Origin of the sequence: Calothrix anomala FACHB-343 (genome assembly GCF_014696435.1) — a bacterium.
GTDB lineage: Bacteria > Cyanobacteriota > Cyanobacteriia > Cyanobacteriales > Nostocaceae > Aulosira > Aulosira anomala_A.
The window spans coordinates 56677-73810 of sequence record NZ_JACJQG010000005.1 but is presented as its reverse complement, the minus strand read 5'-3'; the positions used below and the strand labels follow the sequence as shown (position 1 = coordinate 73810).

8 protein-coding genes are annotated in these 17134 nt (G+C 41.1%); 5 read left to right on the top strand and 3 right to left on the bottom strand.

Going from position 1 to position 17134, the window contains the following annotated elements:
- Positions 1-79: 79 nt before the first annotated feature.
- Both hpnJ and H6G08_RS03880 read right to left on the bottom strand, forming a co-directional pair.
- Complete coding sequence (hpnJ, locus tag H6G08_RS03885; protein WP_190539061.1) at positions 80-1525, bottom strand: hopanoid biosynthesis associated radical SAM protein HpnJ; 1446 nt, start codon at positions 1523-1525, stop codon at positions 80-82.
- A 197-nt stretch (positions 1526-1722) separates the two neighbouring features.
- Positions 1723-2553, bottom strand: coding sequence for a squalene/phytoene synthase family protein (locus tag H6G08_RS03880; RefSeq protein WP_190538970.1), 831 nt, complete (start codon positions 2551-2553; stop codon positions 1723-1725).
- Between the two features lie 1895 nt (positions 2554-4448).
- On the opposite strand from H6G08_RS03880, the gene H6G08_RS03875 reads away from it, so the two are divergent.
- The 5 genes from H6G08_RS03875 to H6G08_RS03855 all read left to right on the top strand — a co-directional run bounded on the left by H6G08_RS03875 (position 4449) and on the right by H6G08_RS03855 (position 14040).
- Positions 4449-6089 carry an ATP-binding protein gene (locus H6G08_RS03875; protein ID WP_242046058.1) on the top strand — a complete coding sequence of 547 codons (1641 nt, stop codon included), beginning with the start codon at positions 4449-4451 and terminating at the stop codon, positions 6087-6089.
- A gap of 20 nt (positions 6090-6109) precedes the next feature.
- Positions 6110-6499 carry a response regulator gene (locus H6G08_RS03870; RefSeq protein ID WP_190538969.1) on the top strand — a complete coding sequence of 130 codons (390 nt, stop codon included), beginning with the start codon at positions 6110-6112 and terminating at the stop codon, positions 6497-6499.
- A 124-nt stretch (positions 6500-6623) separates the two neighbouring features.
- Entirely contained in the window at positions 6624-8987 is a 2364-nt protein-coding gene (locus tag H6G08_RS03865; protein ID WP_190538968.1) for a glycoside hydrolase family 31 protein, read from the top strand.
- A 265-nt stretch (positions 8988-9252) separates the two neighbouring features.
- A complete protein-coding gene (locus H6G08_RS03860) occupies positions 9253-13101 on the top strand; it encodes a hybrid sensor histidine kinase/response regulator (RefSeq protein WP_190538967.1) in 3849 nt (1282 codons plus the stop codon).
- A gap of 54 nt (positions 13102-13155) precedes the next feature.
- Positions 13156-14040, top strand: coding sequence for a GNAT family N-acetyltransferase (locus H6G08_RS03855; RefSeq protein WP_190538966.1), 885 nt, complete (start codon positions 13156-13158; stop codon positions 14038-14040).
- Positions 14041-14483: 443 nt separating this feature from the next.
- Here H6G08_RS03855 and H6G08_RS03850 read toward each other — a convergent pair whose 3' ends face one another.
- The gene (locus H6G08_RS03850; RefSeq protein ID WP_190538965.1) at positions 14484-16103 is read right to left on the bottom strand and encodes a helix-turn-helix domain-containing protein; all 1620 of its coding nucleotides are present in this window, start codon (positions 16101-16103) and stop codon (positions 14484-14486) included.
- Positions 16104-17134: the final 1031 nt, after the last annotated feature.

Below are 17134 nucleotides of genomic sequence, written 5' to 3'. Positions count from 1 at the left end.
AAGTCAAATAGAATTCTTAATTTTGAATTTTGAATTTTGAATTTTGAATTGTTTGTCCCCCTGCCCCCTGCCCCTCTGCCTAGTTTCCTGCGTGTGCGGCAGTTTGCTGATTGCGGCGTTCTTTGAGGTAGGTGAAGAACTCTCCGCCTTCGCGCAGGCGACGTACCATCATTTGTCTGTCTGTGAGCATTTCTTTGACAATGGGGATGATGGCTTTGGGACGGAAGTAGAATTTTCGGTACATGCGCTCAACTGCATCTTCAATTTCCTCGCTGGAAAGGGTGGGATATTGCAGGGTTGAGGTTTGAATACCAGAGTTTGCTACTAGGGATTGGTTGGTAAACCAGCCGTTGGCTTTGGCTTGTTCGTAAAGTTCTGTGCCGGGGTATGGTGCAGCAATGGAAACTTGAATTGTATGGGGACTGAGTTCGCAGGCGAAGCGAATTGTCTCTTCTACGGTTTCTTGAGTTTCAATTGGTAGACCAATAATAAAAGTACCGTGAACGGTGATGCCGAGTTTGTGGCAGTTTTTCATAAATTCCCGCGCCACTTCTAGCTTGATGCCTTTTTTAATCCGGTTGAGAATATCTTGGTTACCAGATTCAAAACCGACAAGTAGCAAGCGTAAGCCATTATCGCGCAGGGTTTTAAGGGTGTCATAGTCTAGGTTGGCACGGGCGTTACAACTCCAAGTGAGTTTGAGACGCTTCATGTGTTCGCTAATTGCGATCGCGCGATGTTTGTCGATGGTAAAGGTATCATCATCAAACATATACTCCCGCACCTTGTCACCAAAGATAGCTTTGGCTTCTGCCATCTCCCGCCCGACAACTTCCGGGCTTTTATGGCGATATAAATGTCCGCCTATTGTTTGCGGCCACAGGCAAAAGGTACATTTCGCCGGACAACCGCGTCCAGTATAAAAAGAAATGTAGGGATGCAGCAGGTAGCCGATGAAGTATTTATTAATATCTAAATCGCGGGCATAGGTAGGCAACACGCTGGGCATAGCATCCCAATCGTGAATTAAGGGACGCTCTTCATTGTGACGCACGTTAGAAAACTGGTCACGATAGCTCAAACCTTTAATATCTTCCCAAGCTACGCCTTCGGCTAATTCCTTACAGGTGTAGTCAAATTCGTTACGACAAACAAAGTCAATGACTGGGTGATCCCGCAGTGTTTCCTCTGGTAATACTGCCACATGGGCACCGACAAAGCCTATCTTTACGTCTGGATTTTGGGCTTTGATGGCTTCTGCACATTTCACATCATTAGCCAATGATGGTGTACTGGTGTGCATAATTACCAATTCGTAATCCCTAGCAATTTTCAGCACATCTTCCACAGTTTGACCATGTGGCGGCGCATCCACCAGCTTACTCCCTGGTACCAGCGCCGCAGGTTGGGCTAGCCATGTAGGATACCAAAAAGAAGTAATTTCCCGCTTGGCTTGATATCTAGAACCTGCACCACCGTCAAATCCATCAAAGGAAGGAGGACTGAGGAACAAAGTTTTCTTCATTGATAGCTCTCCTTGGTCAATAGTCAATAGTAATTGGGCATGGGGCATTGGGCATGGGGCATTGGGCATGGGGCATTGGGCATGGGGCAAAAGTCAAATAGAATTCTTAATTTTGAATTTTGAATTTTGAATTTTGAATTGTTTGTCCCCCCTGCTCCCTGCTCCCCTGCCTCATCCCCTTCTGCCCTCTGCCTTTCCTAACTAGCTTTAATGTTCACATCAATAAATTGCTTGAGCAGTGCCAAAACATCGTTACGGCTGAGTTTTTCTTTGCCATTGGCTAGGGCGTCTAGGGTTCCATGTGCCAAGGTGAGGGGAATTTGGCAAAAGTCTAAGGCTGGCCCCGCACCTAGACTTTGAGTGTAAGCGTCTGCTAGGGCTAGGTTGCGCCTTGCATATTCGTGCATGTTGGCAGCATTCCAGCCTTGGGGATAAAAGTCTACACCCCGTTTTAAGTCTTCAGTATGGTTACGTAAAATATTCACTGCTTGTAAACCCCTGCCAAAACCGATGGCTTGGGTACGGTTGGTTTGAGTACCATCATACCAAGCCCATAAATCAGATAACAACAACCCCACCGCGCCTGCAACCCCAAATGTATAACGATCTAAATCTGATTCTGTGGTGATTTTCCAGTTATTTTCTGCCCAATATGCCATTCTATCTGCCATTGCGGCGGTGGCATCCCAAATTCGCGGGGCGATCGCTTCCGGTGCTAAAATTGACCAGTCCCTAATGCCAAGGGTAACTTCTGGTAAAGTATTTTCATAATCATTGAATCCTGAGGAAAAAGCATCCACGGCAAAACCATCAACCCCAGCTTGTAATGTCAAGCTAATTGTGCGTAATAACTGGGCTTTTGTTGGGTTATCCAGTTCTGGATGATCTTCAATTTCATCAATAGCGCGCATACACAAGTATGCTGATGCAACTGCCTCTTGTAATCCTGACGGTAAAATGCTAATTGGGATGTAAAAAGTTCGACTCGTTTCTTTCAGGATTTGCAGTGCATCTCTACGTAAATCCATGTTTTCACTCCTCTCTTGATTGTCACACCACATGAAGTTTTCGGTTTTTTGATGATACTTGATCTAATTTTTACTAAACATTAAGAACTGTTTTTTAGCTAGTATTTCCTCTAAAAATTAATAGTCTAAGGTATCACAATTAACAAAAGGCTCAAATCGCCTAAAGTCTAGTCTAGTATATAGTCCTTTGGTGACAAAAATGCCTGAAGGATGTGATGCCGCTACTAGCATAATTTTTCAGTGTAATTAGAAATAATTATGCTAAAATTTGCTTAATTATTTGCACATTGTCATCTCACAGAACAGCTAATTTCAGAGAATTTACTTCTCTGAAATATTAATGAAGCTGAATAGAATATCATATTCATTGTATCCATAGAGACAAATTGACAGTTTTCTACTAAAAAGTAATAGTAACCTAAGACGAGCATCACTGCCTGTGGTTTAAGCAAACACAGCTGCTTCAAGGTGATTAATCAAGGTTTGGGTAAAGAAAAAGATTACTATAGCGTTGACTGTTGACTGTTGAGTGTTGACTGTTAACAGAGATTTTCATGTTTGGTTGTGAGTTTTTCTCGCGATTAGCTGAATTAAAATTTATGTTGACTGTTGAGTGTTGACTGTTAACAGAGATTTTCATGTTTGGTTGTGAGTTTTTCTCGCGATTAGCTGAATTAAAATTTATGTTGACTGTTGACTGTTGTACGGGCGGGTTCACAAATATCCTCACGGATCAACGATAATTCTCAATCAACCCGCCCTTACTGACGGTTGATTCTTCAGCAAGTTTTTTCAGGACTGTGTTTGAGCAAAAATATGTATTATTTTTAACGCATGTACTGTGTCTAGACGCTCAAGTGTAGCTTAAAGCAATCTTTTGTACAGAGTTAAGGCTGTGATTTTGTTGAGTTACGTTATTTACAACAACTTCATCTAAATTTGATTTTTAAACTAAAATTAGTCAGCAAAATCCGCGATCGCTTTCTTGGAATACCATTCCACCTTCTCAAAATGGCATTCTGCTTACTAAAAATGCCATTTTACCTACTCATTTTGGTGTTTTCCGCAAGTCGAATGCCATTTCACTGACTAAAAATGCCATTTTACTTACTCATTTTGGTGTTTTCCGCAAGTCGAATGCTATTTCACTGACTAAAAATGCCATTTTACCTACTGATTTTGGTGTTTTTCGCAAGTCATAAGCCATTTTACTTACTCATTTTGGTGTTTTCCGCAAGTTACAAGCTATTTCACTGACTCAGTTTGGTATATTTAGTCAACAAAAGCAGATTTTGCTGTCTCCACTGAAGCCTATTGCAATTATGTAGGGGTGCAAGTTTTGAGCATTGGTGTCAACTTCAGCTAGAAATTCCTTAACTGTAAGCTTTCTCGCCTGCTTTGGAATTAATGACTAGGAACCAAGTCCAAATATACTCAAAGTAGACTAAAAATTTAGAGCATATTTAGTGGTTCATCTTATTAGTTGTGATTACTGCGAAGCAGAAGTGTAGGAGATGTCACCAACCCAGTAGATGACTTTTGCTATGAGCAAGGAATTGAATTTCTTTACGGTAACTGGGTTTCGAGTTAAGTTGACACAGGTATGTCTCTAGCATCTGTTGCATTCTTTTTGCAAATTGCCATGAATTGTCTCATTTTTCATGGATGCGATCGCGATCAATATCGGTATTTTTAGCAATATATATGCCAATAAACCCTGGTGATTTTTTCGATATATAGGGAAAAATAATCCTAAATTTAGTGTTTTTTCTGTATTACAATTACTAAAGAGGTTGCTATTATTTCCTGAGTGTCAGTATTTCGACTACTATTGACAAATTTGTTGATTGTTATCGCCGTAATCATTGCTTCGTACTCTCTATTATTTAGTATGTATGTTCAATCACCTCTATCTAGTCTTAAAAGCGCAGTTAGCTCAGGCTCCAGTCAAGCTCAAGTCTCAATATTCAACATTGCCCATATTATTGCTGTCTATTATAGTTGCGATCGCCACAGCCGGGGCAATTTATACACTTAATCAGATGGCAGAGCAGAGCAATAACACCAGACTACTTTTAACTCGTGTCAAAGAGCAAGTCAGCAGGCTCAATGCCTTAGAATGGGAGGGTATTTCTAAAGGCAAACTTGATGAAGATTTAACAGAAGAACTAGCGGAAAATAAAGAAACTACCAGCATCATATTAAATGAGCTACGGCAAATTGATCGAAAAGATGATTTAAAAAAATTGTTGGCCCTACATCGCTTTTATAGAACACAAATTGATGGGGTTTTAAAGCTAATCAACGAAGGTAAAGTCAAAGAAGCAATCCAAGTTGATGCTGATGGTATCGATCAAATATATGATGAATTATATGCTGAAGTTTTTATTTTAGAAAAATATTATGTACAACAGAAAGTAGAGGCGAGAAAAATAGCAGATATTGGTACTACAGTTTCTTTAATATTATCAGCCGCTATCATTGGGGCTTTATCATATAGTTTCAATCAGAGATTGTGGAATAAAAACCAAGAATTAAAGGCAGCTTTAACAGAACTACACCAAACCCAAGATCAGTTAATTCAAAAAGAAAAAATGGCAGCATTAGGACAACTAATTGCAGGCATAGCTCATGAAATTAATAATCCGTTAGGGATTATCAAAGCATCGGCAAGTAACAATAATCAAGCAATGCAAGAAGCTATTGCAGAAATTTCTTCTTTACATCAGAGGTTAAATAGTAACGAACAAGAAATTCTGTTTAACATGATTAATCATACAATGGCAAATATGCCATTGGGAGGCTATCAAAAAGACAGGTCACTCAAACGCAAAATCACTAATAAACTGCAAGAAAATGATATTAAAAATGCCCGTTATATTGCCGACCTCTTGATGGATATGGGCATAAATGAAGATATAGAATTTTTGTTGCCTCTATTAAAGGGTGAGCAAAGAGAATGGACTGTACAGTTTGCCTATAATCTCACTTCTTGCTTTATCAATAATCAGATGATTAGCAATGCAGTAGATCGCTCCGCCAAAATTGTGTTTGCACTCAAGAGCTATTCGCATTTCGATCAAAGTGGGAAAAAACAGTTATTAAAAGTAACTGAAGGCTTAGAAACTACGCTCGCTCTTTATCACAATCAACTTAAACGCAATATTAAATTAATTCGTGATTATCAAGATTTACCAGACATTTGGGGTTACCCCGACGAACTAATTCAAGTATGGACAAACTTAATTTTTAATGCTATACAAGCAATGCCATCAGGGGGAACGTTGACTATCGCTACCCGTCAGCAAGCACAGGAAATTCAGGTAAGCATTACAGATACAGGATCTGGCATTCCCGAAGACATACAGCAAAAAATCTTTGATGCTTTTTTTACCACCAAACCGGCTGGTGAAGGAAGTGGTTTAGGATTACATATTTCTCGCAGAATTATTGATAAACATCAAGGACGGATAACATTAGATACTAAACCAGGGCATACTCAATTTATTGTGTATTTGCCCATTGAGTCTATTTAAATAGGTAAAGGAAATTTATTATGTCTGATGCTGCTATTCTCTGTGTAGATGACGAAGTTGCAATTTTAAAGGCACTGAAGGAACAACTCAAAAGGTTATTTGGCAATAAGTATATTTATGAAGTTGCCGAAAGTGCAGAAGAAGCCTGGATTGTGATTGATGAATTAGAACAGGAAGGAATTAAAATTCTCATCATTGTCTCTGACTGGTTGATGCCTAATGTTAGAGGAGATGAGTTTTTAACTCAAGTTCATCAACGCTTCCCGGAAGTGATTACTGTTATGTTAACAGGACAAGCCGACGAAACCGCAATTGAGCGTGCTAGACAACAAGCTAATCTTTATGCTTGTATCCGCAAACCCTGGAAGGAGGAAGATTTACAGGAACTTGTAGGTGTAGTCTTGAATTAAGGGATTGTCAATAGTCAATAGTCAATAGTCAATAGTCAATAGTCAATAGTCAATAGTCAACAGTCAACCGTCAACCGTCAACCGTCAACCGTCAACCGTCAACCGTCAACCGTCATCAGTTATCATGCCGCAATATTTTGGTAAATTACCGACAACCAACCAACCTTGGAATCATATCGGTAGCGTACAGGCTGTAAATTGGAGCGATAGCACTGTTAATTTTGATTGTGGTAACTCGCGGTTACAAGTTACTATACTTTCCCCTAATTTAATCAGAGTCAGGTTTTCACCGACAGGGGAATTTACCACCCGGCGTTCTTGGGCGGTGACGGTGGATGATTCAGAATGGGAAAAGGTAGCTTTTGCGGTAGAGGATAGGGAAACAGAGGTAGAAATTACTACGGGAAAAATTCGCTTGTGTGTGCAAAAGCAAAATTCTCGCCTAGTTTGCTTTGATAACGCTAATCATCCCTTTGCGGAAGATGTGGATTTGGGGATAGGTTGGCGTCAGGGTGCGGTTGCTGGTTGGAAGAAAATCTACGCTGATGAGCATTTTTACGGTTTTGGCGAACGCACAGGTTTTTTAGATAAACTCAGCCAAGTTAAAACTAACTGGACGGTTGATGCTTTAGATTATGATGCATTGACTGATGAAATGTACCAAGCCATTCCCTTTTTTATGGCTTTGCGCCCTGAGTTGAGTTATGGCATCTTTTTTAACACAACTTTTTGGAGTCAATTTGATATTGGCGCAGCACAGCCTGGTGTGTGGAATATGGAAACACGAGGCGGAGAGCTAGATTATTACATTATCTACGGCGCGGAACCAGCAGATATTTTACGTATATACACGCAATTGACTGGGAGAATGCCGCTACCGCCAAAATGGGCGTTAGGTTATCATCAATGTCGCTGGAGTTACGAATCAGAAGATGTGGTACGGGAACTGGCGCAAGAATTTCGTCAGCGTCGCATTCCCTGTGATGTCATCCACTTAGATATTGATTATATGCGGGGTTATCGCGTGTTTACCTGGAGTCCGCAACGTTTCCCGGAACCAGCTAAATTAATCGGCGATTTAGCACAAGCTGGTTTTAAGACGGTGACAATTATCGATCCGGGTGTGAAATATGAACCGGAAGCTAATTATCACGTATTTGATACAGGATTGGCGAACGATTATTTTGTGCGTAAAGCTGATGGCGCGTTATTTCACGGCTATGTATGGCCGGAAAAGGCAGTTTTTCCCGATTTTTTACGTTCTGATGTGCGTCAGTGGTGGGGTGATTTGCACAAAAGTCTCACCGATATGGGTGTGGCGGGAATTTGGAATGATATGAATGAACCCGCTATTGATAATCGTCCCTTTGGGGATGGGGGGGAGAAGATATGGTTTCCTTTGGATGCGCCACAGGGGGATGAACAATTCAAAATTCAAAATTCAAAATTCAAAATTGATGTGACTCATACAGAGGTGCATAATTTGTATGGGTTGATGATGGCTAAGGCTTCTGCTGAGGGGTTAAAGCGTCATCGGCAGCAGGAGCGCTCTTTTGTGTTGACTCGTTCGGGGTATGCGGGGGTACAGCGTTGGTCTGCGGTGTGGATGGGGGATAATCAATCTTTGTGGGAACATTTGGAAATGTCCCTACCCATGTTGTGTAATATGGGGCTTTCGGGTGTGGCGTTTGTGGGTTGCGATATTGGCGGGTTTGCTGGTAACGCGACGGCAGAATTATTTGCCCGGTGGATGCAGGTGGGAATGCTTTACCCTTTGATGCGGGGACATTCGGCGATGTCTACGGCGCGTCATGAACCTTGGGTATTTGGCGATCGCACTGAAAATATCTGTCGAGAATATATTAACCTGCGTTATCAGCTATTACCTTATATATACAATCTGTTTTGGGAAGCGGCACAAACGGGCGCTCCGATTTTAAGACCTTTATTTTACCATTATCCGCGCGATCGCCAAACCTACACAATTTACGATCAGGTATTTTTGGGAGCTTCCCTAATGGCTGCACCAATTTACCGTCCTGGAGTTGAGTACCGCGCTGTCTATTTACCCGCAGGTACTTGGTATGACTGGTGGACGGGAGAACAATACACAGGCCCTACCCATATTCTGAGTCATGCACCATTAGAAAAAATGCCACTTTATGTCCGTGGTGGTGCGATTATCCCTATGCAACCAGTACAGCAATATGTCGATGAATTGCCACAAAATTTACTGCGTTGGCGTATTTGGCCTGGTGACAATCAATACTTATTTTTTGAAGATGATGGTATTAGTAATTCTAGTCAAAATCAAAACTATTCTTTAAGAGAAATCAGGGTATATACGCAAGAAAATCAAATTGTCGTTGATATTGTGCCTAGAGTAGGGGACTGGATACCACCAGAGAGAGAAGTAATTGTTGAAGTCGTTGGTATTGGCGAACAACGCTTTACTGATGATGGCAGCGCGTATATTTTCAGATTTTAACATCTACACCAAGATAGATTTTTGGAAGGAGGACAAAATCAATTCAAAATTCAAAATTCAAAATTCAAAATGAAGAATTCTATTAGACTTTTGAGCAATGCCCAATGCCCAATGCCCCATGCCCCATGCCCAATAAAATCTGCACATAGATAGATGAAATCATAAATTGAATGTAGGTATCATTAAGTACCAGAATATAACCCACTAGACTCACACACAAAATAAATTACGATTGGCACGTTTAGATGGGGTTACAAAAACCTGGATGTTAAACAGAAACCGCAAGCGTTTGCCAGCTCTCGATCGCGTCTCCACACAAGCGTTAATAGTACAAATCACTAGTGCGATCGCCATTTTCATTGGTGTATTTGTACTAATAGGCTGGGCTTTCGAGATTGAATGGCTCAAATGTGTCTGCTCTAGCGGTTTAGTAACCATGAAGGCAAATTCAGCCTTGGGTTTTATATTGTCTGGGGTGTCACTTTTGTTAGTTCAAAATCTCAACAAAGAAAAAGGTGCTTCTGGGAAAAATCATAGTCGTTATCTGTGGGGTTCTCGTTTTTTGGCGATTGCAGTATTGATTCTGGGGTTATTGACAGTCATTCAATATGTATTTCAGACTAATTTTGGCATTGATCAGTTATTATTCCCCGACTCCCCACATCCTATATTGACAGCGCAGCCAGGGCGCATGGGGTTGAACACTGCACTTGATTTTATGCTAGTTGGTAGAGCCTTAGAATTAGCAGTGTTTCAAAAAACCTCCCGCAGTTATTGGTATTCCCAAATACTCGCCCTAATTGCTGGTTTAATTGCTATTCAAGCCTTAATTGGTTATACCTATCACGTAAGTACTCTCTATGGCGCACAACCTTATTCAACTTCAATGGCGTTACACACAGCTATTACTTTTATAGTGTTGTGTATAGGAATTATGTGGACAAATCCAAGCCAGGGATTAATGCGAATAATTACTAGCAATACCGATAGCGGTTTGTTGTCTCGCAGATTATTATTAGCAGCGATCGCAGTTCCGTTTGTTGTAGGATGGTTAATTGTTCTCGGTCAAAAAATCGGTGGTTATGATACGGCGTTTGCTATATCATTATTTGCGATTATCGTTATGGTGATTTTTGCCACGATTATATGGCAAAGTACCAGTGTAGTCGAACGTCTCAGCAAACAGCGCGATCGCGTGCAAGATGAACTCAAAGCCTATGAAGCCAAACTCAGAAGTCTTGTAGATGCGAATTTAATCGGCATTTTGTTTGGTGATATCTATGGCGGTATCCAACAAGCTAATAACGAATTTTTATCTTTAATTGGCTACACGCGAGAAGATTTATTAGCAGGAAGAATTAGTTGGAGTGAAATCACACCCCCAGAATACTTATATTTAGATGAGAAAGGAATCGCTGAAGCCCAAGCCAGTGCTAACGGTGCTTGTACGCCTTATGAAAAAGAATATATCCGCAAAGATGGCAGCCGCATCCCGGTTTTAGTAGGTTACGTATTATTAGGGGAACAGCGCCAAGAGTCAGTAGCATTTATTATCAACTTAAGCGAACGTCAACAGGCAAAACAGCAAATTATCCAACTCAACAAGGATTTACAACGGCGCGTTACTGAGTTACAAACTTTGCTTGATGTTATTCCTGTCGGGATTGGAATCGCAGAAGATCCCGAATGTCAAACAATCCGTGTTAACCCTGCTTTTGCTAAACATTTAGGAATTTCTCCGAATCACAATGCTTCCCTAAGCGCGCCAATTCAAGAGAAACCGAATTTTAAAGTCTACCGTGAAGGTAGAGAAATATCTGGAGAAGAACTCCCCATGCAGTATGCTGCGGCGCATGGTGTGGAAGTTATGGATTTTGAAGTAGATGTTGTGCAAGATAATGGCAACATCGTCAAACTGCTGGAATATGTAGCACCGCTATTTGATGAGGAAGGTAAAACTAGAGGTTGTATCGGCGTATTTTTAAATATTACAGAACGCAAGCAAGCTGAGGAATTGCTCCGCAATCAGCAAAAATGGCTAGAAGATGTCCTCAACTTAATGCCCAAGCCACTCTTATTTATTGAACCGGGAACAGCAAAGGTAACTTTTGCTAATCGTGCTGCCGATGAAGCGGCGGGAGGGGAATTTCCCAAAGGCATAGCAATAGAAGATTACAATAAATTTTATTATTTCACCGATGCCAATGGCGATCGCCTAGCAAACGACCAAATCCCCGCAGTTAGGGTAGCTCGTGGCGAACGTTTGGATGGCTTAGAGGTAGATTGGCATACAAATCAAGGCGTGCGATCGCTCTTAATCTTCGCCGATACCTTACCAGCAATGCATGGCTATCCGGCTACCTGTGTATTAGTTTTTCAAGATATTAGCAATATCAAAGAAGTAGAAAAAGCCATTTCCTTAGGTTATAAGCGGCTAAAACTACTATTTGACACGGCTAGCGAATTGTTATCCAGTCAAAATCCTGTGGCTTTAGTTGATAGCTTATTCCGTAAACTTGCTGAACAGATTGGGCTAGATATGTATCTAAATTACTTGATAGAAGATAACTCTCAAGTAATGCATCTCGCCTCATCTACAGGTATTTCCGCAGAACTAGCCAAAGAAATTGAATATCTAGCTGTGGGTACGGCGGTATGCGGAACGACAGCGCAAACCAAATGTCAGATTACTGTAGATAACGTGCAGGAATCTACCGATCCCAAAACAGCCTTAATTCGCTCAATTGGTATTACAGCTTATTATAGTTACCCGTTAATCACCCAAGGACAGCTTTTAGGTACACTTTCCTTCGGCAGCCGCACCCGCACGCGGTTTACTGAAAATCAAAAGGGAATGATGCAAGCAGTTTGCGATCAAATTGCGATCGCCATGGAACGAGCGCAGTTAATTAATTCTTTGCAGCAACAAACCGAGCAATTGCAAGAAGCCAACCGGATGAAAGATGAATTCTTGGCGATATTGTCCCATGAATTGCGATCGCCCCTCAACGCCATCTTAGGTTGGGCACAATTACTGCGATCGCGCAATCTCAGCGAAGCTCAAGCTAGTAAGGGTTTAGAAACAATCGAACGCAACGCTAGAATCCAAACCCAACTGATTGAAGACTTACTCGATATCTCCCGGATGATCCGAGGAAAATTGCGTTTAAATGTCGCTACCTGCAATCTGATTTCGATTATTAACTCAGCCTTGGAAACCGTGCATCTCGCCGCCCAAGTCAAAGAAATTGAGATGCAATTTCATCTAGCAAATTATGGCAATAGTGACTTTTTAGTTTCTGGCGATGCCGAACGCTTGCAACAAATTATTTGGAATTTATTATCCAACGCCATCAAATTTACCTCACCTCGTGGGAGAATAGAAATTAGACTGGCTAAAACCGTCGAAAAATTCAAAGGTAATCTTACTAGCTACGCTCAAATTCAAATAACTGACACTGGTATCGGCATTAGTTCTGAGTTTCTTCCCTACGTTTTTGACCGCTTTCGCCAAGCAGATAGTTCTAGTACCAGAAAACATGGCGGACTCGGCTTAGGATTAGCAATTGTCCGTCATTTAGTCGAATTACATGGCGGTACGGTGCAAGTCGATAGCCCCGGCGAGGAACAAGGCTCAACATTTACAGTCAACCTACCTTTGTTGTCGCCCACACAGACAAATATTCCCCAAGTTACTCAGGAAGAAGATTCCGCCCCAGTTTTATTGCCTTCCTTATTAGGTACAAGGGTGCTAGTTGTGGATGATGAAGCCGACAGCCGAGACTTTATCACAACTGTACTGCAACAAGCCCAAGCCGAAGTACAAGCCGCCGCATCGGTTAAAGAAGCCTTAGAAATAATTCCACAGTGGAAACCAGATGTCATTGTCAGCGACATTGGTATGCCAATCGAAGACGGTTACTCATTCATTCGCAAAGTGCGATCGCTTCCACCAGAGCAAGGCGGAGATATTCCCGCCGCCGCCCTGACAGCTTATGCTAGAGCAGAAGACAGAATGCGCGCTATTCAAGAAGGTTATCAGTTACATTTACCCAAACCTATTGAACCAGCAGAGTTAGCCACAGTCGTTGCGAGCTTGGTTGGGCGTGCTTGAGAGAAGAAGGCAGACGGCAGAGGGCAGAAGGAAGAAATCAGCAGGTTTTTTATTATGGATAAAGTATTAGAAAAAACATCTTCGGTGACACTGCGTGGGGGACGCCCTGAAGACGCGCTACATTGTGGCACTATTGTGTATCAAGCCTTCAGTGCAATTGCGGAACAGTATGGTTATACACCAGACTTTCCTTCTGCGGAGTTTGGAGCGGAGATGTTGAGCGAACTATTAGCAGATCCCAATATTTACTCAGTCGTCGCAGAGACAGCAGATGGGCGCGTTGTCGGTAGCAATTTTTTATGGGAAGGCGATGCGATCGCCGGAATCGGCCCCACTACAGTCGATCCAGCCGCCCAAAACTTGTCTGTAGGTCGTCGGTTGATGGAACATGTATTACAGCGAACCCAGGAAAAAGGCTATCCTGGCGTGCGACTCGTGCAAGCTGCATATAACAGCCGTTCCCTTTCCTTGTATACCAAACTCGGCTTTAATGTCCGCGAACCCTTGGCGAACTTGCAAGGACAGCCATTTTTTGTTACAATACCAGGGCGAATTGTGCGTCCGGTAACAGCAGCCGACATTGCTAGATGTAATCAACTATGCGATCGCATTCACGGACATAACCGCGCAGGCGAACTCAAAACCGCCTTTGAGCGCGGTACAGCCACTTTAGTTGAGTATGATGGACGTATCTCCGGTTACGCCACCGAAATTGGCTTTTTTGGTCATGCCGTAGGCGAAAATAATGAAGACTTAAAAGCACTAATTGGCGCAGCACCAGCCTTTGCCGGTTCAGGCTTTTACGTTCCCATGCGTAACGGCGACTTGTTCCGTTGGTGTTTAGATCGTGGCTTGCGTTTTATCCAACCCGAAACCTTGATGAGTATCGGCTTGTATAACGAGCCAACAGGAGTATTTATACCCTCTGCTTTGTATTAAAGATAACTGGTCATTGGTCAATTGTCATTTGTCAATGGTCAATTGTCAGGTTTCTTGTAGCATTTCATTGGTATCAACTTCAGCTAAAAATCGCCTCTGTCTTAGCTTTTTCGCCCATCTGAGAATGAATTTTCAGGGAAAAAGTTCAAGTAGGGGCGGGTTAAGCGAGATAGTTGTGAATTATTGGAGCATATTTGTGAACCCGCCCCTACTGAAGTAGACTCAAGATTGTGAGGATATTTAGTCATCTTGAGATGACTTTGGCTATTAGCAAGGAACTTCAGTTCCTTGCGGTAACAGGGTTTCACGATAAGTTAACACCTATGGGCACTGTCCAGTCCCTACACTTCGCGATATATTATAAACGCATAACCATTGACCATTAACCATTGACTATTGACCATTGACCATTGACTATTGACCATTGACCATTGACCAATTCCCTAACTTCCACCCACAGAATTAGAATTGATACCTAATGCTTTTCTTAATAATATTTGGTCTTCTAACTTAGCTTGAAACCGCCCGTTTTCAATATCTCGAATCCAACTCTGACTTTTACCTGTTAATTGAGCCAAATCTCTTTGACTTAATCCGAGTTTTTTCCTCGCTTCAAGAATATATTCGGTAGAAAGAACTATTTGCTGTTTCATCTGAGTCTTACTTTTAGTAGTTCGCGATTTTTTCTGCTTTGATTTGCTCAATTGTTTTTTCCAATCTGAAGGCATTTCAAAATCTAAAATCCGCGCATTCATTAATCTAGTCCATTTACCACGTGGCGCTGCATCAGTTAATCGCTTACTATTACTACCATCATCAATCCAGAATTCTAATGCTGCTTCTGCATCTTCGGGAATATTTACTAATTTCGCCCATAAAGGTTGAATTTCTTCAGGGTAAGTAACGGGATCGAATATTGGTTTTAGTCCATAATGATGGAGTACTTCTAAATCGCTTTCAAATATTCTTAATAACCGTTGGCGATGTTCTGGTTGCAAGGCTACATGGCTTAATTTTACCTCACCATAAGCTACTCTCATCAAAGTAGGAATAGTTACGCGCTGTTCTTTACCCATTTTGGTTTTAAATAATAACCACAGCATCATCCTGGCTGCACCTTCATGCTGTTGCCAAATACTCATGACTGTATTCAGTAAAACCTTGGGTAAAGTACCATATTGATAAAAAGCTTTCCTTTCTTTGCAAGCTTGGCGATTTAAAAAATACTGTGCCCATTCCCCAGCTTGAATTTTAAAAGTTAATCCTACTAGATGTTTACAGCCTAAATCATCTTCTTGAAAATGGTGTTGAATTTCTAATAAATGCCAGACTCGACTGTTTTCTAATTTCACTTCCTGAATTTTACCTTTTGCAGGTAAATTAATTGAAGCTATCAGTTGACATGGTTGCTGTACTAATTCTTTAATTAAAGCCAGTTTGGTAGATTTATTTAAATCTTTGCGCTTATCTAAGCCTAAATAATCTTCAATTTGTTTGTCATTAATGATAAACTCTTCTGCCCAAGGCTGCTCTAAATTAGTCGCATAAGCAGCATAGATTAAGTGCAAACAAGCAGATCTCAAATCGAAGTTCTCAATGGCAGAGACAGCTTCTGCACCTTTAAGCGCTACTGCTGCGGTAGAATCAACACTATCTGTCACCCGAAAAGCGATCGCACCTTTACCGCCATTAATTTGTCGTTGATAATATAACTCTCCCTCTGCATCCATATCCCACACAAGAGATTGGCGTTGCGCTAAAACGTTGCACAATTCCCAAATCACAATCGCTGAAGCAAAAGGATGGCTGTTTCCGTTAGTAAACAGCTTCGGACTCGCAACAGTTTTGGCGTCAATCTTGCATCTGCCCTTTTTCGCCTGATAAGGTATAGGTGAATCAACAGGACAGGAAAGCACGCACTGTGGTGTCATATAACCTTCACAGTCATTACACACAGTCGGGTCAATCCAGTAATCACCATCTATCACTTGGATAGCGCCTTTAGGACAATGAGGAAGGCAATTATCACACTGAATACAGCGCTTAGTAATGGCGTAGGGCATGGTTTTGTCAGAGTTGTTTTTAGATGGAAATACTAAATAAAGCTGTAAATATCTCCTAATTACAGCTTCTATTGATTACTCTTGCTGGCAAAGATGCCGAATTTACTAGGACTTACGCAGTGTCAGATATTTTTCATGCTTTTTGTCAATGGTCAATAGTCCATAGTCCAAAAACCTGAATTTTGACCATTGACTTTTGACTTTTGACCACCCTAGTGAGGGTTTTTGTGTTCGGTGCGTAAGTCTTATTTACTAGACTTTGTTAATAAGCGATCGCTAAAAATTTCTATTAATTAAAACTGATTGCGCAGGATTCAATAATTCTGGGAATATCCGCATTCCTCCAGCTTTACATTAGTAACTTTTTTAACCAAAAACTCATGGGATTTTTGTTCGTCTTGAACCATTATATGAATCTTCATATTTCCCAAAAAATTATTATCTAGATTCGCTAACTCTAAACTTTAGTTAGCAATTTTAACATGAGTGTAACAAAATTACCCCTTATGCTTATGGGATTTGAGTAACAGCACAAAATCTAATTAACTGCTATAAAAACATTAGTTTTTTAAGAATTAAACCAAAGCGGCAAAATTCCAGCTTGACAAGAGTTTATCAACTATAAAATTATGAAATCTTGACATTATATTCGCGAGATAAATCTAGCTCGTAGCCGTAAGAATAGACGCTGTTTATCTCATTAATTTTTTAATACCAATTTTTTATGAGGCTGCATAGAATTCGATCCCCCCTAGCCCCCCTTAAAAAAGGGGGGGAAAAGAATCAAATTCCCCCCTTAAAAAGGGGGATTTAGGGGGATCTAGATATATGCAACTTTATATTAAATTGGTATAAATAATTTTATTCATGAAGGTGTGTTAATAAAATTAAGCTTCGCTGATGAATCAATGAGATGGATTTCCTTAAATAAATTAACAAATAACTGCCTAAATTACCTCAGTAGAGCTGGGTATGGCGGAGAAAAACCCTAGTACCTATAACTGTCAGTAAATATTCTTAACATTAGAGAA

What these genes read in the sequence shown, in the direction of transcription:
- hpnJ (WP_190539061.1), bottom strand. Translation starts at nt 1,525, where the DNA reads ATGAAGAAAACTTTGTTCCTCAGTCCTCCTTCCTTTGATGGATTTGAC.
- H6G08_RS03880 (WP_190538970.1), bottom strand. Translation starts at nt 2,553, where the DNA reads ATGGATTTACGTAGAGATGCACTGCAAATCCTGAAAGAAACGAGTCGA.
- H6G08_RS03875 (WP_242046058.1), top strand. Translation starts at nt 4,449, where the DNA reads ATGTTCAATCACCTCTATCTAGTCTTAAAAGCGCAGTTAGCTCAGGCT.
- H6G08_RS03870 (WP_190538969.1), top strand. Translation starts at nt 6,110, where the DNA reads ATGTCTGATGCTGCTATTCTCTGTGTAGATGACGAAGTTGCAATTTTA.
- H6G08_RS03865 (WP_190538968.1), top strand. Translation starts at nt 6,624, where the DNA reads ATGCCGCAATATTTTGGTAAATTACCGACAACCAACCAACCTTGGAAT.
- H6G08_RS03860 (WP_190538967.1), top strand. Translation starts at nt 9,253, where the DNA reads ATGTTAAACAGAAACCGCAAGCGTTTGCCAGCTCTCGATCGCGTCTCC.
- H6G08_RS03855 (WP_190538966.1), top strand. Translation starts at nt 13,156, where the DNA reads ATGGATAAAGTATTAGAAAAAACATCTTCGGTGACACTGCGTGGGGGA.
- H6G08_RS03850 (WP_190538965.1), bottom strand. Translation starts at nt 16,103, where the DNA reads ATGCCCTACGCCATTACTAAGCGCTGTATTCAGTGTGATAATTGCCTT.